This is a genomic window from Micromonospora sp. NPDC047730 (genome assembly GCF_043204765.1).
GTDB lineage: Bacteria > Actinomycetota > Actinomycetes > Mycobacteriales > Micromonosporaceae > Micromonospora.
Genome location: NZ_JBIDCU010000014.1, coordinates 17,476 through 39,896 on the forward strand (window position 1 = coordinate 17,476; position 22,421 = coordinate 39,896).

At 74.0% G+C, this 22,421-nt stretch carries 20 protein-coding genes; 10 read left to right on the plus strand and 10 right to left on the minus strand.

Annotated features, from left to right (window positions below; translation table 11 throughout):
- Positions 1-51: 51 nt before the first annotated feature.
- Entirely contained in the window at positions 52-897 is an 846-nt protein-coding gene (locus ACGF5G_RS26510) for a peptidase M23 (RefSeq protein ID WP_393267424.1), read from the minus strand.
- Between the two features lie 421 nt (positions 898-1,318).
- Here ACGF5G_RS26510 and ACGF5G_RS26515 point away from each other — a divergent pair, with 421 nt between their 5' ends.
- The 3 genes from ACGF5G_RS26515 to ACGF5G_RS26525 all read left to right on the plus strand — a co-directional run bounded on the left by ACGF5G_RS26515 (position 1,319) and on the right by ACGF5G_RS26525 (position 3,447).
- Positions 1,319-2,239: a PAC2 family protein gene (locus ACGF5G_RS26515; RefSeq protein ID WP_357452016.1), complete on the plus strand. Its 921-nt coding sequence runs from the start codon at positions 1,319-1,321 to the stop codon at positions 2,237-2,239.
- 67 nt (positions 2,240-2,306) lie between these two features.
- A complete protein-coding gene (locus tag ACGF5G_RS26520; RefSeq protein WP_363704723.1) occupies positions 2,307-3,104 on the plus strand; it encodes an exodeoxyribonuclease III in 798 nt (265 codons plus the stop codon).
- A 28-nt stretch (positions 3,105-3,132) separates the two neighbouring features.
- A complete protein-coding gene (locus ACGF5G_RS26525) occupies positions 3,133-3,447 on the plus strand; it encodes an antibiotic biosynthesis monooxygenase (RefSeq protein ID WP_357452010.1) in 315 nt (104 codons plus the stop codon).
- 16 nt (positions 3,448-3,463) lie between these two features.
- Here ACGF5G_RS26525 and ACGF5G_RS26530 read toward each other — a convergent pair whose 3' ends face one another.
- Entirely contained in the window at positions 3,464-4,141 is a 678-nt protein-coding gene (locus tag ACGF5G_RS26530; protein ID WP_357697604.1) for a class F sortase, read from the minus strand.
- A gap of 8 nt (positions 4,142-4,149) precedes the next feature.
- Positions 4,150-4,770 carry a hypothetical protein gene (locus ACGF5G_RS26535; protein WP_393267752.1) on the minus strand — a complete coding sequence of 207 codons (621 nt, stop codon included), beginning with the start codon at positions 4,768-4,770 and terminating at the stop codon, positions 4,150-4,152.
- Positions 4,771-4,995: 225 nt separating this feature from the next.
- Here ACGF5G_RS26535 and trmB point away from each other — a divergent pair, with 225 nt between their 5' ends.
- The 4 genes from trmB to ACGF5G_RS26555 all read left to right on the plus strand — a co-directional run bounded on the left by trmB (position 4,996) and on the right by ACGF5G_RS26555 (position 9,851).
- Positions 4,996-5,625, plus strand: a complete 630-nt coding sequence (trmB, locus tag ACGF5G_RS26540; protein ID WP_393267755.1) for a tRNA (guanosine(46)-N7)-methyltransferase TrmB — start codon at positions 4,996-4,998, stop codon at positions 5,623-5,625.
- 113 nt (positions 5,626-5,738) lie between these two features.
- Positions 5,739-8,243, plus strand: coding sequence for a DEAD/DEAH box helicase (locus tag ACGF5G_RS26545; RefSeq protein WP_393267427.1), 2,505 nt, complete (start codon positions 5,739-5,741; stop codon positions 8,241-8,243).
- 118 nt (positions 8,244-8,361) lie between these two features.
- Entirely contained in the window at positions 8,362-9,006 is a 645-nt protein-coding gene (locus ACGF5G_RS26550) for a hypothetical protein (protein ID WP_393267430.1), read from the plus strand.
- 398 nt (positions 9,007-9,404) lie between these two features.
- Positions 9,405-9,851 (plus strand): DoxX family protein, encoded by a 447-nt coding sequence (locus tag ACGF5G_RS26555; RefSeq protein ID WP_393267431.1) that lies wholly within the window; start codon positions 9,405-9,407, stop codon positions 9,849-9,851.
- Between the two features lie 80 nt (positions 9,852-9,931).
- Here the strand turns inward: ACGF5G_RS26555 and ACGF5G_RS26560 are convergent, their stop codons facing one another.
- From ACGF5G_RS26560 to ACGF5G_RS26575, 4 genes are all read right to left on the minus strand, one after another.
- Positions 9,932-10,876, minus strand: coding sequence for an ABC transporter substrate-binding protein (locus ACGF5G_RS26560; protein ID WP_393267433.1), 945 nt, complete (start codon positions 10,874-10,876; stop codon positions 9,932-9,934).
- Positions 10,876-11,787, minus strand: coding sequence for an ABC transporter ATP-binding protein (locus tag ACGF5G_RS26565; protein WP_393267435.1), 912 nt, complete (start codon positions 11,785-11,787; stop codon positions 10,876-10,878). Before ACGF5G_RS26565 ends, ACGF5G_RS26560 begins: the two co-directional genes overlap by 1 nt.
- Positions 11,788-11,812: 25 nt before the next feature.
- Positions 11,813-12,916 carry a FecCD family ABC transporter permease gene (locus ACGF5G_RS26570; protein WP_393267437.1) on the minus strand — a complete coding sequence of 368 codons (1,104 nt, stop codon included), beginning with the start codon at positions 12,914-12,916 and terminating at the stop codon, positions 11,813-11,815.
- Positions 12,917-13,054: 138 nt separating this feature from the next.
- Positions 13,055-14,101, minus strand: a complete 1,047-nt coding sequence (locus ACGF5G_RS26575; RefSeq protein WP_393267439.1) for a FecCD family ABC transporter permease — start codon at positions 14,099-14,101, stop codon at positions 13,055-13,057.
- 125 nt (positions 14,102-14,226) lie between these two features.
- On the opposite strand from ACGF5G_RS26575, the gene ACGF5G_RS26580 reads away from it, so the two are divergent.
- Entirely contained in the window at positions 14,227-14,586 is a 360-nt protein-coding gene (locus ACGF5G_RS26580) for a YciI family protein (RefSeq protein WP_393267442.1), read from the plus strand.
- A gap of 4 nt (positions 14,587-14,590) precedes the next feature.
- Here ACGF5G_RS26580 and ACGF5G_RS26585 read toward each other — a convergent pair whose 3' ends face one another.
- Positions 14,591-15,031: a cytidine deaminase gene (locus ACGF5G_RS26585; RefSeq protein WP_393267443.1), complete on the minus strand. Its 441-nt coding sequence runs from the start codon at positions 15,029-15,031 to the stop codon at positions 14,591-14,593.
- Between the two features lie 133 nt (positions 15,032-15,164).
- Between ACGF5G_RS26585 and hrpA the strand changes: the two genes are divergently transcribed.
- Positions 15,165-19,199 carry an ATP-dependent RNA helicase HrpA gene (gene hrpA / locus ACGF5G_RS26590; protein ID WP_393267445.1) on the plus strand — a complete coding sequence of 1,345 codons (4,035 nt, stop codon included), beginning with the start codon at positions 15,165-15,167 and terminating at the stop codon, positions 19,197-19,199.
- A 114-nt stretch (positions 19,200-19,313) separates the two neighbouring features.
- On the opposite strand, the gene ACGF5G_RS26595 is transcribed toward hrpA, so the two are convergent.
- The gene (locus ACGF5G_RS26595) at positions 19,314-20,636 is read right to left on the minus strand and encodes an FAD-dependent oxidoreductase (protein ID WP_393267448.1); all 1,323 of its coding nucleotides are present in this window, start codon (positions 20,634-20,636) and stop codon (positions 19,314-19,316) included.
- An 87-nt stretch (positions 20,637-20,723) separates the two neighbouring features.
- Positions 20,724-21,653 carry a LysR family transcriptional regulator gene (locus ACGF5G_RS26600; RefSeq protein WP_393267451.1) on the minus strand — a complete coding sequence of 310 codons (930 nt, stop codon included), beginning with the start codon at positions 21,651-21,653 and terminating at the stop codon, positions 20,724-20,726.
- 35 nt (positions 21,654-21,688) lie between these two features.
- On the opposite strand from ACGF5G_RS26600, the gene ACGF5G_RS26605 reads away from it, so the two are divergent.
- Complete coding sequence (locus tag ACGF5G_RS26605; protein ID WP_393267453.1) at positions 21,689-22,420, plus strand: succinate dehydrogenase cytochrome b subunit; 732 nt, start codon at positions 21,689-21,691, stop codon at positions 22,418-22,420.
- Position 22,421 lies beyond the last annotated feature (1 nt).

Here is a 22,421-nt window from a genome sequence, read left to right on the forward strand (position 1 = left end):
TCCGTACCCCGGACACCCGAACCGCAACCGTCCACTGTGGTCGGCGGAAGACTACTGGCCGGCCTCCAGGATCGCCTCGACGACCTCCGTGGCCCGCCACTCGTGCTTGGCGTAGTGCTCCGGGTAGGCCGAGATCTGCACCGCCTGGGCGGCGTCGGTCAGCCGCATCTGCTGCCAGCCGGGCACCTGCGCCAGCGCGGCGAGGAACTGCCGGGTGGCGAACTCCGGATCCATCAGCTGCCCCACCTCGCCCCACCCGCTGCTGGAACGCTGCTGGAACAGCCCGACCGAGTCGTGGTCCCAACCGATGCCCTGGTGGGGGTAGTTCTGGGACTCGGGGAGCACCCCGCTGGCGACGTTGTAGAGGTTGCTCTCCTGCATCGCGGTGGCGACCGCGATGACGAACGCGCGCCGGGGCATGTCCATCTTCCGCCCCGTCCGCACGATCACCTCGGCGTTCTCCATCTGGGCGTTGTCGAGACCGGCCACGGGGGCGGGGTCGACGGGCTTGCGCTTGGTCTTCTTCGGGGCGGGGGTGGCGGTGTCCGGGTCGGCGGCGGGGGTGGGGCTGGCGGGGGTGGCGGCGGGGGCGCGTTCCAGGCCGCGGGAGGCAGCGTCCGCCTCGGCGCGCTCGGCGAGCGCGGAGGGGGCGGCGACGGGGGCCGGGTTGGGGGCGGAGTCGTCCCGGGCGCCCTGGGCGACGGCGGTCAGGCCGAGGCAGCACAGCACGCCGGCGGCGAGGGCGACCCGGGCCCGGGCCGGCGCGGGCAGCAGCATCCGGGCGTACGTCCCGACGGAACGGAGGCCAGCCGGCCGATCGTGCGAGGGGGTATCGTCCGAACGGTCGATCGGGTCACCGGGGGTGATCTGATGGTCGAGGGTGCGGTCGTCACGCATCAGCCGAGGCTAGGCAGACGCAAACTCCAATCACCCCGGGTGATCTCGTGGCATTTTTCACGAAAGCACCCCCACCCGCAGGACGGCCCGACCGTTCCGGGGCGGGCCGGGGACGCACCTCGCGTAGCGGGCACACCTCGCGGCGGCGCCCGCGCGCCCCCTGGCCGCACGGAAGGGGGACGAAGCGTCGACGCCGAGTACATGATCCCCCAGTTCACCCTTTCGGCCGACAGGCCGGTCCACCTCACGGTCATCGCTGGGCGCCCGACGGTGGAGTTGCGGGGATACGCCCTGATTGCTGATCACGCGACGGCCCCCGAGGAGCCGCCGGCAGGAATGCACGAGGATGGCGGGTACGTTCCCCGAACGGGTGCCGTCCCCGCACGGCGACCCGTACGCACGACCAGGGAGGTCCGCACCGGTGCTCGACCCACACGAGCTCTACGAACTCATCGACGAGCTGCCCGACCTCGGTCAGCCCGTCCTGATCCAGGCCCTCACCGGGTTCGTCGACGCCGGCAGCGCCACCCGACTGGCCAGGGAGCAGCTGCTCACCTCGCTGGACGCCCGCCCGATCGCCCGGTTCGACGTCGACCAGCTCTTCGACTACCGCTCGCGCCGGCCGGTGATGACCTTCGTCGAGGACCACTGGGAGTCGTACGACGCCCCGGCGTTGGAGCTGCACGTGCTGCGCGACGACGACGAGACGCCCTTCCTGCTGCTCACCGGCCCGGAACCGGACCTGCAGTGGGAGCGCTTCGTGGCCGCCGTCGGCGCGCTCACCGCGCGGCTGGACGTCCGGCTCACCGTGGGGCTCAACGCGATCCCGATGGCCGTGCCGCACACCCGGCCCGCCGGGGTGACCGCGCACGCCACCCGGCGCGAGCTGATCGCCGGCTACGAGCCGTGGTTGCAGCGGGTGCAGGTGCCGGGCAGCGTCGGGCACCTGCTGGAGTTCCGCCTCGGCGAGCTGGGCCGCGACGCCCTGGGATTCGCCGCCCACGTGCCGCACTACGTGGCGCAGACCGAGTACCCGGCCGCCGCCGAGGTGCTGCTCGCCTCCGTGTCCCGCAGCACCGGGTTGCTGCTGCCCCGCGACGGGCTGCGCTCGGCCGCCGAGGTGGTCCGGCTGGAGATCGACCGGCAGGTCGCGCAGACCGACGAGGCCGCCCAGCTCGTGCAGGCCCTCGAGGAGCAGTACGACGCGTTCGCGCGCGGCCGGGGCGAGCGGAGCCTGCTCGCCAAGGAGACGGGGCCGCTGCCGACCGCCGACGAGCTGGGCGCCGAGCTGGAGCGGTTCCTGGCCGAGCAGACCCGCCCGGGCGACACCCCGAACACCTGACGGGCCGCCGGCGCGACACCCGGGAGCTGACGCGGCGGCGCGGGCGCGGATGGGGCAGGCTGGACCCATGCGCCTGGCGACCTGGAACGTGAACTCGGTGAAGGCCCGCCTGCCCCGGCTGCTGGAGTGGCTGGCCGGCACCGGGCCGGACGTCGTCTGCCTGCAGGAGACGAAGTGCCCGGACGGGGCCTTCCCGGTGGCCGAGGTCGGCGAGCTGGGCTACCACGTGGCCAGCCACAGCGACGGCCGGTGGAACGGGGTGGCGATCCTGTCCCGGGTCGGCCTGGCCGACGTGGTGGTGGGGTTCCCGGGCGAGCCGGGGTTCCCCGAGCCGGAGGCCCGGGCCATCTCCGCGACCTGCGACGGGGTGCGGGTCTGGTCGGTGTACGTGCCGAACGGCCGCACGCCGGACGACCCGCACTACGCGTACAAGTTGTCCTGGTTCGCGGCGCTGCGGGACGCCCTGGAGACGGAGTTGGCGAGCGGGGTGCCGCTGGCCGTCTGCGGTGACTTCAACGTCGCCCCGACCGACGCCGACGTCTGGGACCCGGCGGTGTTCACCCACTCCACGCACGTCACCCCGGCCGAGCGGGCGGCCCTCGCGGCGCTGCGCGACCTCGGGCTCTCCGACGTGGTGCCCACCCCGATGAAGGGCCCCCACCCGTTCACCTACTGGGACTACCGGGCGGGGATGTTCCACCAGAACAAGGGCATGCGGATCGACCTCGTGTACGCCTCGGCGCCGTTCACGCGGGCGGTCCGCTCGGCGTACGTGGACCGGGAGGCCCGCAAGGGCAAGGGCCCGTCCGACCACGCCCCGATCGTGGTGGACGCCGACCTGGTTCCGGCGGTCGAGTCGTTCTGAGCCCCGACGGCGTGACTAGGGTGGAGCCATGGCAGTCGTGAAGATCAACGCGATCGACGTCCCTCCCGGCGCGGGCGAGGAGCTGGAGAAGCGGTTCGCCGCCCGGGCCGGCGCCGTGGAGAACTCCCCCGGGTTCCTCGGCTTCGAGCTGCTCCGCCCGGTCGCCGGGGAGAACCGCTACTTCGTCTACACGCGCTGGGAGAGCGAGGAGGCCTACCAGGCGTGGGCCGCCGGCCCCTCCCGCGCCGCCCACGCCGGCACGGGCGAGCGGCGCCCCCCGGTCGCCTCGGGCGCCAGCCTCCTGGAGTTCGAGGTCGTCCAGCAGGTCCCGCCCCGCCCCTGAACCCGTCGCGGAAGGCTCAGGCGGGGCGGGAGGAGAGCAGGGTGGCGAAGGCGATGATGTTGTCGGCGTAGCCCGTCCGGCCGCCGAGCCAGTCGCCGCCGCAGGTGATCAGGCGCAGACCCGGCGGGCCCTCGTCGCCGTAGACCCGCTCCGCCGGCAGCCGCTCCTTCGGGAAGTGCTCCACCGAGTCGACCCGGAACACCACGACCGAGCGGTCCGCCCGGGTCACCTCGACCGTGTCACCCGGGCGCAGCCTGTGCAGGTCGTAGAAGACCGACGGGCCGCTCTTGGTGTCCACGTGCCCCACGATGACCGCCGGGCCCGGCTCGCCCGGGGTCGGGCCCCGGTCGTACCAGCCGGTCTCGTCGGCCCGGTCCAGCGGCGGGACGGCGATCGAGCCGTCCCGGGCCTCGCCCACGGGCGCCACCGGCGCGGCCACCTCGATCGAGGGGATCGACAGGCGTACGGGCCGGCTGGCCGACAGGGCGCCGCTCTCGCCGCGGGCCGGACGTGACTCCCCCGCGCCGGCGGCCCAGTCGAACGGCCCGGCCGTCCGCCCCAGCCCCGCCCCGGTGGCGAAGACCCCGACCAGCACCAGCACCACGGCCAGCGGCACCGACCAGGGGCGGCGTCCGGGCGGCGGACGCCGGCGGGCCGCTGCGGCGGGCGGCTGGGGGGCGGGCGAGGTGGCCATGGGCGGGCTCAGCGCCGGGCGGCGCCACGGACGGAGCGCGGGCGGCGCGCCGCGACCACCGCGAGGACGATGCCGGCCACGGTCAGCGCGAGGCCACCGGGAAGCAGCAGCCCGCCGGTGAACCCGCCGCCGCCTCCGCCGAAGCCCGTCGCCGGGCCGCGACTGGGCTTCACCGCCTTGACCACCTGGAGCATGGTCGAGGCGGTCTCCCCGTCGGGGCACTCCAGCTTGACCCGGTAGTTGCCGGGCCGGGTGCGCTCGCGCACCATCGGCGCGGCGGTCAGCAGCCCGAACTGCGGCTGCACCTGCACCCGGCCGAAGGCGTCCGAGACCACGATCGCGGGGATCGAGTTGTCCCGGCAACTGGCCCGGATGCCGACGAGGAAGCCCGGCTGCACGGTGCTCGGGCTGACCTCGACGAAGACGGCGGGCTCCGGCGGCTTCGGCTGCGGCGGGCCCCCCGGCGCGGGCTCCGCCCGCAATCCGGCGGCGGGAACTTTCGCGGCAACGGGGAAGTTGGTGGCAGCGGGGAGGGCGGTGGCCGGCGGGGCGGCCCCGGCCGGCAGGGCCGCGAGCAGCGGGCCGGTGAGCGCGGTCGCGATCGCCAGCGCCAGACCACCGCGGTGCACCGACACGACGCCACCTCCCGGCGCGTTGAGGCAGTGCCGGGCAACACCAGGAGCCCGGTCTGCCGTACGGGATGGATCCTCTCATCCCCGGGCGAACATCACATCCGATCCGGCGCGGTCGTCGCGTACGCTCGGGTCGTTGTGACCTCCATCGACTCTCCCGCCGCCGCGCCCGCGCCGCCCGCCGCCCGGACGATCCGCACCTTCCATCCGCGCCGCGGCCGGATGAGCAGCCGCCAGACGGAGGCGTTGGACCGGCTCTGGCCGGTCCACGGCCTGCTCGTCCCGGACGAGCCCGGCACGCCGGTGGACCTGGCCGGCCTGTTCGGCCGTCGGGCCCCGGTGGTGGTGGAGATCGGGTCCGGGATGGGCGACACCACCGCCGCGATGGCCGCCGCCGACCCGGATCGAGACTATCTGGCGGTCGAGGTGCACACGCCCGGAATCGCCAACCTGCTGGACCTGGTGGACCGGCACGGCCTGCGCAACGTGCGGGTGGCGCAGGGCGACGCGCTGGACCTGGTGGCGGGCCTGCCGGCGGCGTCGCTGGACGCGGTGCACGTCTTCTTCCCGGACCCGTGGCCCAAGTCGCGGCACCACAAGCGGCGGATCATCCAGCCGGCCCACGTCGCGCTGCTGCGCTCCCGGCTGACGCCCGGCGGCACCCTGCACTGCGCCACCGACTGGGCCGAGTACGCCGAGGCGATGCGGGAGACCCTGGACGCCGACCCGGGGCTGGTCAACGCGCACGACGGCTTCGCCCCCCGCCCGCCACACCGCCCGGTCACCAAGTTCGAGCGCCGGGCCCTGACGGCCGGCCGGCCGGTCTTCGACCTGATCTACCGTCGAAGGTGAAAGGAAGGGCCCCCTACTAGCGGATTTTGTTGTAGAAGGGGCCCTTCCTAACACCACCGCCGCCGGGGCCGGTTGGCGCGCGGGGGCATGATCCAGGCACCATGGGACCCGCTATGACGCTCACCGCCGCGCTGCCGACCAGCGCCGACCCCGACACCCTCTACGACGCGTTCGCCGGCTGGGCGAAGGAGCGCGGCCTCGACCTCTACCCCCACCAGGAGGAGGCGGTCATCGAGATCGTCTCCGGCGCCAACGTGATCATGAATACGCCGACCGGCTCCGGCAAGAGCCTGGTGGCGATCGCGGCGCACTTCGCGGCCCTGGCCGACGACCGGACCACCTTCTACACCGCCCCGATCAAGGCCCTGGTGTCGGAGAAGTTCTTCGCCCTCTGCGAGGTCTTCGGCGCCGACAACGTCGGCATGCTGACCGGCGACGCCAGCGTCAACGCCGACGCCCCGATCATCTGCTGCACCGCCGAGATCCTGGCCAACCTGGCGCTGCGCGAGGGCGACCGGGCCGACGTCGGCCAGGTGATCATGGACGAGTTCCACTTCTACGCCGAGCCGGACCGCGGCTGGGCGTGGCAGGTGCCGCTGATCGAGCTGCCGCAGGCCCAGTTCGTCCTCATGTCGGCCACGCTCGGCGACACCACCCGCTTCGTCGACGACCTGACCCGACGCACCGGCCGGCCCACCGCCGTCGTCCGCTCGGCCGAGCGGCCGGTCCCGCTCCTCTTCTCGTACGCGATGACGCCGCTGCACGAGACCCTGGAGGAGTTGCTGGAGACGAAGCAGGCGCCGGTCTACGTCGTGCACTTCACCCAGGCCGCCGCCCTGGAACGCGCCCAGGCCCTGATGAGCGTGAACGTCTGCACCCGGGCCGAGAAGGACATGATCGCCCAGGCGATCGGGAACTTCCGGTTCACCTCCGGCTTCGGCAAGACCCTGTCCCGGCTGGTCCGGCACGGCATCGGCGTGCACCACGCCGGCATGCTGCCCAAGTACCGCCGACTGGTGGAGACCCTCGCCCAGGCCGGCCTGCTCAAGGTCATCTGCGGCACGGACACCCTCGGCGTCGGGATCAACGTGCCGATCCGCACCGTGCTGTTCACCGGCCTGTCCAAGTACGACGGCGTGCGCACCCGGCTGCTCAAGGCCCGCGAGTTCCACCAGATCGCCGGGCGGGCCGGTCGGGCCGGCTTCGACACCATCGGCCGGGTGGTGGTGCAGGCCCCGGAGCACGTCATCGACAACGAGAAGGCCCTGGCCAAGGCCGGCGACGACCCGAAGAAGCGGCGCAAGGTGGTGCGCAAGAAGCCGCCGGAGGGGTCGATCGGCTGGGGCAAGCCCACCTTCGAGCGCCTGGTCGAGGCCGAGCCCGAGCCGCTCACGTCCAGCTTCCAGGTCAGCCACTCGATGCTGCTCAACGTGATCGGCCGCCCCGGCGACGCGTTCGCGGCGATGCGGCACCTGCTCACCGACAACCACGAGGACCGGGCTGCCCAGCGCCGGCACATCCGGCGTGCCATCGCGATCTACCGGGCGCTGCGCGCCGGCGGGGTGGTCGAGCAGCTCGACGAGCCGGACGAGACCGGCCGGCGGGTCCGTCTCACTGTCGACCTCCAGCTCGACTTCGCCCTCAACCAGCCGCTGTCACCGCTGGCCCTCGCGGCGATCGAGCTGCTCGACGTCGACTCCCCCGCGTACGCCCTCGACGTCCTCTCGGTGATCGAGTCGATCCTCGACGACCCGCGCCAGGTGCTCTCCGCGCAGCAGTTCAAGGCCCGCGGCGAGGCGGTCGCCGCGATGAAGGCCGAGGGGATCGAGTACGAGGCCCGGCTCGAACTGCTCGACGAGGTGACCTGGCCCAAGCCCCTCGCGGAGCTGCTGGAGTCGGCGTACGAGATGTACCGGCAGGGCCACCCGTGGGTGGCCGACCACCAGCTCTCCCCCAAGTCCGTGGTGCGGGACATGTACGAGCGGGCGATGACCTTCACGGAGTACGTCCAGTTCTACGGGCTGTCCCGCTCCGAGGGCCTCGTGCTGCGCTACCTCGCGGACGCGTACAAGACGCTGCGGCAGACCGTGCCCGAGGACGCGAAGACCGACGAGCTGGTCGACCTCATCGAGTGGCTCGGCGAGCTGGTCCGCCAGGTCGACTCCAGCCTGATCGACGAGTGGGAGCGGCTGCGCAACCCCACCGACGCCGCCGAGGCGGCCGAGGCGCTGGACGACCGCGTCCCGGCGGTCACCCGCAACGCCCGCGCCTTCCGGGTGCTGGTGCGCAACGCCCTGTTCCGCCGGGTCGAGCTGGCCGCGCTGCGCCGCTGGTACGACCTCGGCGAGCTGGACGGCGCGTCGGGCTGGGACGCGGACGCCTGGGCCGACGCGCTGGAGCCGTACTTCGAGGCGTACGACTCGGTCGGGGTGGGGCCGGACGCGCGCGGGCCGGCGCTGCTCATGATCGAGCAGGGCCGGGAGAAGTGGACGGTCCGGCAGATCCTGGACGACCCGGAGGGCGACCACGACTGGGGCATCAGCGCCGAGGTCGACCTCGCCGCCTCCGACGAGGCGGGCGCCGCGGTGGTCCGGATCACCTCGGTGGGCCAGCTCTAGATTTGTTTCGAAGGGGCCGTCCGGGATGCCCGGGCGGCCCCTTTTGCTCCCTGGGCGATGTCACACCCGTCGATTAGAATGTATGTACTAATCGAAGTCCTGACCTGGGAGGACGTCCGTGAACACGCCCGCCTCCGCCCCACTCACCCCCTACGCCACCCTGCTCGGCTTCACCCGCTACGTCGACCGCACCGGCCCGACCAAGGCCACCTTCGTCGGAGGCCTGCGCAAGCAGCGGGCCAGCCGCTCCGGGTTCAACCCGCACGGCCAGTTCGTCAAGGCGCTCAAGGCCGACATCGCCTTCCACACCGGCGGCACCCACCTCGAACAGGTGGTCGACGTGGTCAAGCCCCGCTGGCGGCCGCTCTACGAGGCCCTCGTCCCCGGCGCGAAGGCCTGGCTGCACTCCCTCGGCGAGCCGAGGGCCGTCGACCTCGCCCAGACCCGCGACGCGCTCGCCATGCTCGGCGACCTGCCCGTCAAGATCAACCCCCAGTTCGGCGTACGCCACGCCGACGGCCGCACCGAGGCCGTCCGCCTGCACTTCGACGAGGCCCCGCCCAGCCCGGAGGCGGTGCTCGCCACCCTGCACCTGATGGCCCGGCACATGGACGCGGTGCTCCCGCACGCCGAGCCCGTCCTGGTGGACGTCCGCCGGGGCGAGGCCCACCACATGCCCGCCGACGCCCGGCCCGAGCAGATCGAGCGCTGGCTGGCCGGCGAGGCGGCGGCCTTCCAGGCGATCTGGACCACGGCCGCCTGACCCGTCCACCGCCCACCCACCCTTCCGACGGGCCCCCGGGCCACGACACGCGCCACCTTCCGGAGCCGGCGACACCGCCCGGAGGGTGGCGCGTTCGCCGTTCCGGCGGCCCACCGCGCCCGGGCGGCGACCCCGAGGCCACTTTCTCCGGGCACGACCGCGCAGCTCGGACGGCGATCGGCGGGCGCGGCGACAATCACTTTCCCTGTCAATCATTGAGCCTTCAACAATCTGCCGGTACGGTGGTCCCCAGGCGGCACCCGACAGGCCCGGCGGACCGAGATCCGGGCCGGCGAGGTGTTCCGTCGGCCGGTCGCGTCGCGGCCGGCCGCCCACGACACGGCGCGCGTCGACCCGACCGGCCGTTCGGCAGTCCACCCAGCATGAGGAGCAGAACCATGACCCTGCCCACCACCGTCCGTGACGTCGCGATGCTGCTCGCCCGGATCGGCGTCGGCATCGTCTTCTTCGCCCACGGCTGGCAGAAGCTGGTCACCAACGGCGTCGACGGGACCGCCGCCTTCTTCGACCAGGCCGGCGTACCCCTGCCGACCCTGTCCGCGTGGTTCGCCACGGGCGTCGAGCTGCTCGGCGGCGCGGCGCTGATCCTCGGCGCGGTCGTCCCGATCGCCGGCGTCCTGCTCGCGCTGGACATGCTCGGCGCGTTCGTCTTCGTGCACGCCGGCAACGGCCTGTTCGTGGACAAGGGCGGCTACGAGCTGGTCCTCGCCCTCGGCGCGGCGAGCCTGCTGCTGGCGGCGGTCGGGGCCGGCCGGCTCAGCGTCGACCACCTGCTGACCGGCCGCCGCCGGGCCGCCGAACCGGCCCCCGCCGGCCGGGCCTGACCCGCACAACACAGTGGTGGCCGCACCGGGGACGGTGCGGCCACCACTGGCGGTTGCCCGACGGGCCGGGCGGACATGGGTCAGGCGGTGAGGTACCTCTCCAGGTCGTCGACGATCTTGTTGGCGGCGCCGACGCCGATGCCGGTCATCCAGATCTCGTCGGAGACGACGTGCGCCTTGCCCGCCTTGACCGCCGGCAGCGCCTTCCACAGCGTCCCGCCGGTGACCTTGGCCTGCTCGGCGGCGGCCTTCTCGCCGTACGCGGTCACGAAGATGACGTCACCGTCGACCTCGCCGATGCGCTCCGGGCTCACCCGGTCCATCCGCCGGTCCTCCTTGCCGGTCAGCAGCTGCCGCTCGGGGCGGCCCAGGCCGGTGTCGCCGATCACGATGCCGGAGAACGAGTCCGGCCCGTACACCCGGATCTCGGTCGGCATGAAGCGGACGATGGACACCTTGCGGTCGGCGGCGTCGCCCAGCTTGGCGCCGAACTCCTTGGCCCGGGTCTCGTACGCGGTGAGCAGGTCCTTGGCCTGCTGCTCCTTGCCGAGCGCCTTGCCGTCGAGGAGGAAGTTCTCCTTCCAGGTGACGCCGACCTTCTCGGTGAACACGGTCGGCGCGATGGCCTTCAGCTCGTCGTAGAACTTCTCCTGGCGGAACTTGCTGCCCAGGATCAGGTCCGGCTTGAGGGCGTTGATCGCCTCCAGGTCGGGCTCGGTGAGCACCCCGACCTCCTTGATGCCGGCGAGCTTCTCCTCGCCGAAGTAGGTCGGCCAGCTCTTCGCCTCGCCCGCGGTGGCGGCGCCGACCGGCGTGACGCCGAGGGACAGCGCGGTATCGATCTTGTCGGTGTCGAGCACCACGACCCGCTTCGGGTCGGCCGGCACCTTGGTGGTGCCCATGGCGTGGGTGATCTCCCGGGTCTCCCCGGTGGTGGTGCCGGCGACCGGGTCGCTCTCACCGCAGGCGGTGAGGCCGACGCCGAGGGCCAGCGCCACGGTGAGAGCGGCGGCGAGACGACGCATCAGATTCCTTTCGAGGGGTACGAGCCGGTGCGCGGGGTGAGCGCGTCCTCGGCCGGGGGGCGGGCCGCCGGGGGCGGCGGTCCCGCCGGAGATGAGCCGACCAGGTCGGCCACGTCGGACGGCCGGGTCAGCGAGGGAGTGGTGAGCGCGGGCACCACGAGGGGCGCCCCGGTCACCGGGCAGGGCACGACCACGCAGTCGAGCCCGAAGACGTCCCGGACCAGGTCGGCGGTGAGGATCTCCCGGGGCGGCCCGGCGGCCACCACGGCGCCGGACCGCATCGCGACCAGGTGGTCGGCGTACCGGGCGGCCTGGTTGAGGTCGTGCAGCACGGCCACCACCGTCCGGCCCCGCTCGGCGCGCAGCCGGTGCAGCAGGTCCAGCACCTCCACCTGGTGGGCGAGGTCGAGGAAGGTGGTCGGCTCGTCGAGCAGCAGCGCCTCGGTGTCCTGGGCGAGGGTCATGGCGATCCAGACGCGCTGCCGTTGACCGCCGGAGAGGGTGTCCACGGCCCGGCCGGCCAACCCGGCCACGTCGGCGAGCGCCATGGCCCGGTCGACGGCGGCGCTGTCCTCCTCCGACCACTGCCGCCACCACCGTTGGTACGGCTGCCGGCCCCGGCCGACCAGGTCGGCGACGGTGACCCCCTCCGGCACCAGCGGGCTCTGCGGCAGCACGCCGAGCCGGCGGGCGACCTCGCGGGTCGGCAGGTCCCGGATGGCGGCGCCGTCGAGCAGCACCGCGCCCCGCCGGGGTGTGAGCAGGCGGGCCATGGTGCGCAGCAGGGTGGACTTGCCGCAGGCGTTGGGCCCGACGATCACGGTGAACGCGTCGGCGGGCAGCTCCAGGTCGAGCCCGTCCAGCACCGTCCGCTCGTCGTAGCCGGCGACCAGGTCGCGGGTGGAGAGCATCATGCCTCCTTGCCAGGGTGGGACATCACGAGGAACGCCGGCGGCCGCGGACCAGCAGGAAGATCAGGTACGGGCCGCCGATGGCGGCGGTCAGCACCCCTGCGGGCAGCTGGGTGGGGGCGAAGAGCCGCCGGCCGGCCAGGTCGGCCAGCACCAGCAGCAGCGCCCCGAGCAGGGCGGCGCAGACCAGCGGGGGTCGCTCCGCGCGGACCAGCCGCCGGGCCAGTTGCGGGGCGACCAGGGCGACGAAGTCGACCGCGCCCACCTGGGCGGTGACCATCGCGGCGGCCAGCACCCCGGTGCCGGCGAGGCCGACCCGGCGGGCCACCGGGCGCAGGCCGATCCCCCGGGCGGTGTCGTCGTCCAGCGCGGTGCTGTTCAGCGCCCAGCCGGCCCAGGCGAGCACGGGCAGGAGCGCGACGAGGGTGGCGGCGATCCAGAGGGCCTCGGTCCAGCCCTTGCCGGCGAGCGTGCCGATCAGCCAGATCTGCGCGCGCAGCCCGTCGATCGGGTCGGCGGTGAGCATGACCACCTCGGTCAGGGCCCGCAGCGCGAAGGCGACCGCCACGCCGGCGAGCACGAACCGCTGGGCGGCCAGCCCGTGCCGGGCGCCGAGGGCGAACAGCAGCGCGGCGGCGGCCAGGCCGCCGGCCAGCGCCGCCGGCGCCACGATCACCGCGGCGGCCCCGCCGGTCAGGGCCACCGTGGCAGCGAGGCCGGCGCCCTGGGTGATGCCGACGACGTCCGGGCTGGCGAGCGGGTTGCGGGCCACGCTCTGGATCAGCGTGCCGGCGACCCCGAAGGCCGCGCCGGCCACCGCGGCCAGCGCCAGCCGGGGCAGCCGCAGGTCGAAGACGACCAGGTCGTACGGGGTGCCGGCGCCGGAGAGGGCGCGCAGCACGTCGACCGGGGCGACGTACGGGGTGCCGAGGGAGAGGCTGAGCACCCCGGCGCCCAGCAGCAGCACGACCAGCGTGGCGGCGACCAGCACCGAGCGGCGGCGGATCTGCACGCTGACCGGACCGACGCGCACCAGGGAGCGCCCGGGCAGCGCGACGACTCCGGCACGGGGGCGGCCCGTCGACCGGTCGGCCGGCTTCCGGGCGGCGGGGCGGGCGGGGGCGGTCACGCCGTCACCACCTTCGCGCGGGGAACGAGCAAGGCGGGCGGCAGAGCGCCGACCAGGGCGAGGCCGATCACGCCGTCACCACCTTCGCGCGGGGAACGAGCAGGGCGGGCGGCAGAGCGCCGACCAGGGCGAGGCCGATCACGCCGTCACCACCTTCGCGCGCCGGACCAGCCAGGCCAGCAGCGGGGCGCCGACGAGGGCGGTGACGATGCCCGCCGGCACCTCCCCGGGCGGGGCGACCAGCCGGCCGACGACGTCGGCGCCGAGCAGCAGCGCGGGCCCGAGCAGCGCGGAGACCAACAGGGTCCAGCGGTGGTCGGCGCCGACCAGGGCGCGGGCCAGGTGCGGCACGGCGAGCCCGACGAAGGCGATCGGGCCGGCGGCGGCGACGGCCGCCCCGGTGAGGAGCACGGCGGCGACGCCGCCGCCGAGGCGGACCAGCCCGATCCGGTGCCCGAGGCCCCGGGCCACGTCGTCGCCGAGGGCGAGGGCGTCCAGGCCGCGGGCGACGAGGGCGGCCAGCACCAGCCCGGCGAGCACGAACGGCAGCACCTGGGCGGCCACCGAGAGATCCCGCCCGGTGAGCCCGCCGACCACCCAGAACCGGTAGTCCTCGAACGTGCGGGCGTCGATGCTGAGCAGCGCGTACACCACGGAGGCGAGACTGGCGTCGAGGGCCGCGCCGACCAGCGCGAGGGTGACCGGGCTGGCGCCCTCGCGGGCGCGGGTGGCGACGGCGAAGACCAGCAGGCCGGCGAGGAGCGCGCCGCCGATGCCGAACCAGACGTAGCCGGCGAGGCTGCCGACGCCGAAGACGGAGATGGCGAGCACCACGCCGAACGACGCGCCGGCGCTGATCCCGAGGATGCGCGGCTCCGCGAGCGGGTTGCGGGTCAGCGCCTGGAAGAGCACCCCGGCGACGGCGAGCGCCAGCCCGACGGCGAGGCCGAGGGCGGTGCGCGGCATCCGCAGCTCCCGGACGATGGTGGTGGCCTCGCCGCCGTCCGGGGCGACCAGGGCGCGCCACACCTCGTCGACGGCGAGCGACCGGCTGCCGAGCGCGAAGCTCGCCAGCACGGCCAACAGCAGCACCAGCGCGGCGGCGACGGCGACCGCCGCCCGGCGGCCGCCATGCGCGCGGGGCCGGGTGCCGGCCGGGGCCGGTGGGGTGGCGAGGGTGGTCACGAGTCTCCCGCAAGCTGCGCTTAGGTTCGCCTTACCTTAGCTCACCCGGTTAGGGCCGCCTAACCAGCGGTGGTCGATCCGCCGCGCCGCCGCCCGGCGGCGCGTCCCGGCCCTACGCTGGGGGGATGCGATTCGACCAGCACACGGTGGTGCTCCTGGTGCGCCCGCCGGACGCCCCGGAGTTGCCGCTGGATGCGGCCGACCGGTTGCAGGACGCCCACCTGGCCCACCAGGCGGGGCTGGTGGACCAGGGTCTCGTCCTGGCGGCGGGGCCCTTCGTGGCGGCCGACGACGACCGGCTGCGCGGATTCGTCGTGCTCTCGATCAGCCCCGAGGAGGCCCGCGAGCTGTACCACAACGACCCGGCCGTGCGGGCCGGGCGGCTGGCCGTGCAGGTGATGAGCTGGATGGTGCCGGAGGGCAACGTACGGTTCGAGAGCGTGCCGGTCCCCCGGTCCATGCTGGAGGCGGCGGCGGGCGACTGAGCCGTCAGCCCTCGCCGCCGGTGCGGGCCGCCGGCAGCGAGGGGCCGTCGAGCTGGTGGTCGGCCCAGACGTAGGTCTCGGGCAGCAGCTCGGCGACCGGCACCACGCGCAGCGCGTCCATCGGCCCGACGATGACCCGGATGGTGGGGAAGTAGTCGCGCAGCACCTGCCGGCAGCGCCCGCAGGGCGCGATCACCCCGCGCCCCCGGTCGCCCACCGCGACGATCGTCTCCAGCTCGGTGACGCCCTGGGTGGCGGCGGCGCCGACCGCGACCACCTCCGCGCAGGGGCCGCCGGTGAAGTGGTAGACGTTCACCCCGGTGAAGACCCGACCGTCGGTGGTCCGCGCGGCGGCGGCGACCGTGTGGTTCTCGCTGCGGCAGCGCAGCTTGGCGACCGCCGTGGCGGCCTGCACCAGGGCCCGGTCGGTGTCCCGCATCGTCATCGCGCATCCCCGTGGTTCGACGTCGGTCGGCGGTCAACTCTAGACCCGCCGGCGCCCGCGCGGGCGGACGCACGCGGGCGGACCGGTAACCCGGGAGCGATCCGGCCGCCGGCTGCCTATCCTTGGCGACGACATGCAGAATCCAGCCGCACCCGCCGCGACCGATCCCGCTCGCGAGCTGCACCGCCGCCTCCGCCCCCTGATGTTCCGCGACCAGCGTCGCCTGCAACGGCGGCTGGACGGGGTGCGCAGGCTCAGGGACCCGCAGCGGCGCGACGAGGCGCTCGCCGAGATCGCCGCCGACGTCGCGCGGGCCGAGGCGCGGCTGGAGAGCCGGCGCGCCGCCGTGCCGGTGGTCACCTACCCGGCCCAGCTGCCGGTCAGCGAGCGCAAGGACGACATCGCCGCCGCGATCCGCGACCACCAGGTGGTGATCGTGGCCGGCGAGACCGGCTCCGGCAAGACCACCCAGTTGCCCAAGATCTGCCTGGAGCTGGGGCGCGGGATCAACGGGCTGATCGGGCACACCCAGCCGCGCCGGCTGGCCGCGCGTACGGTGGCGGACCGGATCGCCGAGGAGCTCGGCACCGAGCTGGGCGACGTGGTCGGCTACAAGGTGCGCTTCACCGACCAGGTGAGCGACCGGAGCCTGGTCAAGTTGATGACCGACGGCATCCTGCTCGCCGAGTTGCAGACCGACCGGATGCTGCGCCAGTACGACACCCTGATCATCGACGAGGCACACGAGCGCAGCCTCAACATCGACTTCATCCTCGGCTACCTCCGGCAGCTCCTCCCCCGCCGCCCCGACCTCAAGGTGATCATCACCTCGGCGACCATCGAGACCGAGCGGTTCGCCCGGCACTTCGCCGGGCCGCCCACCGACGACGCGCCGGACGGCGTCCCGGCGCCGGTGGTCGAGGTGTCCGGGCGCACGTACCCGGTCGAGGTGCGCTACCGGCCGCTGGTCGCCCTCGCCGAGGGCGAGGACGACGGGGACGACGAGGAGAACGTCCGGGACCAGATCCAGGCCATCGGCGACGCCGTCGAGGAGCTGGCCGCCGAGGGGCCCGGCGACGTCCTGGTCTTCCTCAGCGGCGAGCGGGAGATCCGGGACACCGCCGACGCGCTGGGCAAGCTGGTGGAGAAGAAGCCGGCGCTGCGCGGCACGGAGATCCTGCCGCTCTACGCCCGGCTCTCCACCGCCGAGCAGCACCGGGTCTTCGCCCCGCACGCCGGGCGCCGGGTGGTGCTCGCGACCAACGTCGCGGAGACCTCGCTCACCGTGCCCGGCATCAAGTACGTGGTGGACCCGGGCACGGCCCGCATCTCCCGCTACAGCAGCCGGCTCAAGGTGCAGCGGCTGCCGATCGAGCCGGTCTCGCAGGCCTCCGCCAACCAGCGCAAGGGGCGCTGCGGGCGCACCTCGGACGGCATCTGCATCCGCCTCTACGACGAGCAGGACTTCCTGTCCCGCCCCGAGTTCACCGACCCCGAGATCCTGCGCACCAACCTCGCCTCGGTCATCCTCCAGATGACCTCGATCGGGCTCGGCGACATCGCCGCGTTCCCGTTCATCGACCCGCCGGACCGGCGCAACATCGCCGACGGCGTCAACCTGCTGCACGAGCTGGGCGCGCTGGACCCGGCCGAGACCGACCCGGCGAAGCGGCTCACCCCGCTCGGCCGGCGGCTCGCCCAGCTCCCCGTCGACCCGCGGCTGGCCCGGATGGTCGTCGAGGGTGAGCGCAACGGCTGCGCCACCGAGGTGATGGTGATCGCCGCCGCGCTGTCGATCCAGGATCCCCGCGAACGGCCCGCGGACCGGCAGGCCCAGGCCGACCAGGCGCACGCCCGGTTCACCGACCGCGAGTCGGACTTCGTGACGCTGCTCAACCTGTGGCGGCACCTGCGCGAGCAGCAGCGCGAGCTGTCCTCCAGCGCGTTCCGCCGGATGTGCAAGGCGGAGTTCCTCAACTACCTGCGGGTACGCGAGTGGCAGGACATCGTCAGCCAGTTGCGCCAGGTGCTGCGTACCCCCGAGGAAGGGCGACCGGCGCGGGACGCCGACGGCGGCGGCCGGCGCCGGGGCGGCGCGGACCTGCCGGAGGAGATCGACACCCCCAGGGTGCACCAGTCGCTGCTGGCCGGCCTGCTGTCGCACATCGGGCTCAAGGACGCCCAGAAGCACGAGTACCTGGGCGCGCGGGGCGCCAAGTTCGCGCTCTTCCCCGGCTCGGCGCTGTTCAGGAAGCCGCCGCGGTGGGTGATGGCCGCCGAGCTGGTGGAGACCTCCCGGCTCTGGGGCCGGGTGAACGGCCGGGTCGAGCCGGAGTGGGTCGAGCCCCTCGCCCAGCACCTGGTCAAGCGCAGCTACAGCGAGCCGCACTGGGAGAAGAAGCAGGCGGCCGTGATGGCGTACGAGAAGGTGACGCTCTACGGCGTCCCGCTGGTCACCTCGCGCAAGGTCAACTTCGGCCGGATCGACCCGGCGCTGTCCCGCGAGCTGTTCATCCGGCACGCCCTGGTGGAGGGCGACTGGCAGACCCACCACCACTTCTGGCGGGACAACCAGCGGCTGCTGGCGGAGATCGAGGAGCTGGAGAACCGGGCCCGCCGCCGCGACATCCTCGTCGACGACCAGACCGTCTTCGACTTCTACGACGCCCGCGTCCCGGCGGACGTGGTCTCCGGGCGGCACTTCGACGCCTGGTGGAAGAAGACCCGCCGCGAGCAGCCGGACCTGCTCACCTTCACCCGGGAGCTGCTGGTCAACGCCGGCCGCGGCGGGGTGGACGAGGCCGACTACCCCGACGAGTGGTCGGCCGACGGGGTGACCCTGCCGCTGACCTACCGGTTCGAGCCGGGCACCGCGACCGACGGCGTGACCGTCGACATCCCGCTGCCGCTGCTCAACCAGGTGCCGGCGGAGAGCTTCGACTGGCAGGTCCCCGGGCTGCGCGAGGAACTGGTGGTCGCGCTGATCCGCTCGCTGCCCAAGGCGGTGCGCCGCAACTTCGTCCCGGTGCCGGACTACGCCCGCGCGGCGCTCGCCGCGATGCCGGCCGGCGAGGAGCCGCTGCTGGACGCGCTGACCCGGCAGTTGCGCCGGATGACCGGCGTCACCGTGCCCCGCGACGCCTGGGACCTCGACCGGCTCCCCGCGCACCTGCGGGTGAGCTTCCGGGTGCTCGACGAGGAGAACAAGCCGGTCGCCGAGGGCAAGGACCTGCCGGCCCTGCAACGCCAGCTCAAGGCGGAGGTACGCCAGGTGGTGGCCGCCGCCGCGCCGGACGTGGCCCGCACCGGGCTGACCGACTGGGGCATCGGCACGCTGCCGCGCACCATCGAGCAGGTCCGGGCCGGGTACGCGGTGACGGCGTACCCGGCGCTGGTGGACGAGGGCGCCACGGTCGGGGTGAAGGTGTTCGACTCGCCGGCCGAGCAGGAGGCCGCGCACTGGGCGGGCACCCGGCGGCTGCTCCGGCTGACCGTGCCGTCGCCGGCGAGGTTCCTCCAGGGGCGGCTGAGCAACGAGGCGAAGCTGGCCCTGAGCCGCAACCCGCACGGGGGTGTGCAGCAGCTCATCGACGATGCCGCCGGGGCGGCGATCGACAAGCTGATCGGCGACGCCGGCGGGCCGGCCTGGGACGCCGAGGGCTTCGCCGCCCTGCGCGAGAAGGTCCGCGCCGACCTGGTGGACACCGTGGTCGAGGTGATGGACCGGGTGCGCCGGGTGCTCGCCGCCGCGCACGCGGTGGAGCAGCGGCTCGGCAAGACCCAGAACCTGGCCGTGGTGGCGGCGCTGGCCGACATCCGGGCCCAGCTCACCGGCCTGGTGCACGCCGGCTTCGTCACCGAGACCGGGTACGCGCGCCTGCCCGACCTGCTGCGCTACCTCACGGCGGTCGAGCGGCGGCTGGACCGGCTGCCCGGCAACCCGCAGCGCGACAAGCAGCAGCAGGACCGGATCGCGGTGGTGCAGAAGGAATACCGGGACATGCTCGCCGCGCTGCCGCCGAGCCGACGGCAGTCGGCGGCGGTCCGGCAGATCCGCTGGATGATCGAGGAGCTGCGGGTGAACGTCTTCGCCCAGGCCCTGGGCACCCCGTACCCGGTGTCGGAGCAGCGGATCTACCGCGCGATGGACGACGCCGAGGGCAGGTAGTCCCCGTGCGATCGGGCGACGCCGGTGTTCGTCTCCGCGACGGCCGCCGGGTGAGCCCGGCGGGGGCAGCGCGCCGACGTGGGCGGCCCGCCGGGCGCGGCTGAGCCGGGCGGGTCAGCGCGCCGACGCGGACGCACCGCGCAGCACCCGCAGCAGCACCGGCGGGGAGAGCAGCCGCGCCGGCGGGTCGACGAGGTTGAGCACCCGCAGGAACGCCGCGCCCAGCGCCGCGTCCCGGGCCGCCGCGGCGTGCAGCCGGCCGACGTACGCGTTGACCAGGCGCACCCGCGGCGAACGCCGACCGGGCACCTCGGGGAAGCGCAGGTCGGTGCCGACCGCGATGGACCACGGCCCGTCGATCAGGCGACCCGCGCCCCGGAAGAAGCCCCGGGCGAGCCGGTCCGGCCGCCGCCGGACCAGCCGGCGCAGCAACAGCGCCTCCAGCGCGGCCACGGTCATCCCCTGCCCGTAGACCGGGTTGAAGCTGCACAACGCGTCGGCCACCACGAGGTAGCCGGCCGGGAAGCGGCGCAGCCGCTCGTAGCGGCGCCGCACGCTGGCCGGGTACCGCATCGTCACCGGCGGGCTCGCCGGCCGCGCCGTACGTAGCAGCTCGGCGATCTGCGGGGCGGCGAGGCGGTCGGCGAAGGCGGCCATCCCCTCGTCGTCGGCCGGCGGCTCCTCGCCGAGCATGCCGCTGAGCGCCACCGCGAACCGGTCCTGTTCCTGCACAGCGACGATGCCGCCCCACGGCTGGCCGGGCACGGCGTTGGTGAGCGCGCCGAGCAGCCCCTCCAGGTGGTGCGGCTCACGCCGGTAGGTGCGGGTGACGTAGGTGACCCCGATCCGGACCCGGTCCTCGGGCGCCGGCCGGTAGCCCAGCTCGGCCAGCCACACGGGGCTGCGGCTGCCCCGGCCGCCGGCGTCCACCACCAGGTCGGCCTCGACGGTGTGCGGCTCCCCGTCGCGGGGGCGCAGCCGCACGCCGGTGACCCGGCGCCGGTCGGCGGTGGTGGTGAGCCCCTCCGCCTCGCAGCCCGACACGATCCGGACCCCGGGCAGGGCGGCGACCCGCCGCCGGACCACCTGTTCCAGCAGCGGCCGGCTGACCCCGAAGCCGAGCAGCGGCGACGGCGCGCGCCGCATCCGGTGGCCGTCGTTGTACCAGTGGACCTGCTCGTGCAGGTCGACCGTGGGCACGCCGTTCGCGGTCAGCTCGGCGGTGATGCCGGGCAGCAGTTCCTCGAACGCCTGCCGGCCCCGGGCCAGCAGGACGTGCAACTGCCGCCCCTGCGGCACGCCCCGGCGGCTGGCCGCCCGCTCGGGCAGCACATCGCGGTCGACGAGGGTGACCCGGTCGTACGCCTCGGTGAGTGCGCGGGCGACCAGCAGGCCGCCCATGCTGGCGCCGATCACCACGGCGCTGCCGGTTGCCATGCGGGCAGCGTAGGTCGACCGCCGGCCGGGATTCGCCTTCCGCCTTGCGCACCCGAGGTCGTCTTGCCGACGGGTTGTCCCGGCGGGTCAGAGCGGCTCGACGCCGGGCGGCAGGTCGCCGTCGGCGGTGGCGTCGCGGACGTACTCCAGCAGTATCCGGCGCAGCTCCCGGCCGGCGTGGGTGGGCACCACGTCGCGGCGCCGGGCGACCGCGATGGTCCGCCGGACGCCCGGCGGGGCCAGCCGGGTGACCCGGACGCCGGTCCGGCGGGCCACCACGATCCCGGGCACCAGCGCGATGCCCAGCCCGGCCTCGACGAAGCTCAGCACGGCGTCCATCTCGCCGCCGTCGACCGCGATGGTGGGCTCGAAGCCGGCCTCCCGGCAGGCCTGGATGGTGGCGTCGCGCAGGTCGTAGCCCTCCCGGAACATCACCATCGGCTGGTCGCGCAGGTCGCCGATGCGCAGCTGGCCGGCGTCGGGGGCGACCGGCAGCTCCTCCACCGAGGCGACCACCAGGCTCTCCCGCAGGATCGGGTCCGCGCGCAGCCCGGGATCGGTGCCCTGCGCCGGCATGATGATCAGCGCCAGGTCGAGGTCGCCGCGGAGCAGGTCGCGGACCAGGTCCTGCGAGCCGCTCTCCTCCACCCGCAGGTCGACGGTGGGGTGGGCGTCGCGGAACCGGCGCAGCACCGGCGGGGCGAGCGAGGTGGCCAGGCTGGGGGTGGCGCCGAGCCGGACCCGGCCGCGCCGCAGGCCGACCAGCTCCTGCACCTCGCGGGTCGCCGTGTCCACGTCGGCGAGGATCCGCTTGGCCAGCGGAAGCAGCACCTCCCCCGCCGCGGTCAGCGCGATGTTGCCCCTTACCCGTTCGAAGAGGGGGGCGCCGAGGGCGTCCTCCAGGGCGTGAATTTGCTTACTCAAGGAGGGTTGCGTGATGCCCACCAGATCGGCAGCTTGGGTGAAATGTCGGACTTCGGCGACCGCGACGAAGTACTTCAGCTGATGGAGCTGCATCTACATAGCCTATAGCTATCAAGACTGCGAGGTCGATGCATTGGACGACTGATCCATGTGCTCCTAGCGTCGATCGGGTGGTAGTCACGAGAACTCGGTCGCCCATCCGCTCCAACGTCGGCCTCAAGGCCGTCATGGCGGTGACGGGCATCATCCTGGTGCTGTTCCTCATCCTGCACATGCTCGGCAACCTGAAGGTGTTCACGGGGGAGACCTCGTTCGACCACTACGCGCATTGGCTGCGCGACATCGGCAAGCCGATGCTGCCGGGCGTCTGGTTCCTGTGGATCCAGCGCGGCGCGCTGACCGTCGCCGTCGTGGCGCACATCGCCGCCGCCACCGCCCTGGCCCGGCGCTCCCGCGCCGCCCGCCCCGTCCGGTACGCGCACCGCCCGAAGGTCCAGGGCAGCTACGCGGCCCGCACCATGCGCTGGGGCGGGGTGATCATCCTGCTCTTCGTGATCTACCACCTGCTCGACCTGACCACCGGCCACCTGAACCCGGTCGGCGACCCGACGAAGCCGTACGCCAACGTCGTCGCCGACTTCGCGCCGGAGCGCTGGTACGTCACGCTCTTCTACACCCTGGCGATCGTCGCGCTGGGCTTCCACCTGCGGCACGGGGCGTTCAGCGCGTTCCGCAGCCTGGGGCAGCAGACCCCGAAGGGCGAGCGCCGGGCGCGCACCGCCGCGCTGGTCTTCGCCGTCGCGCTCTGCGCCGGCTTCCTGGTGGTCCCGTTCGCCGTACTCACCGGATTGGTGTCCTGAC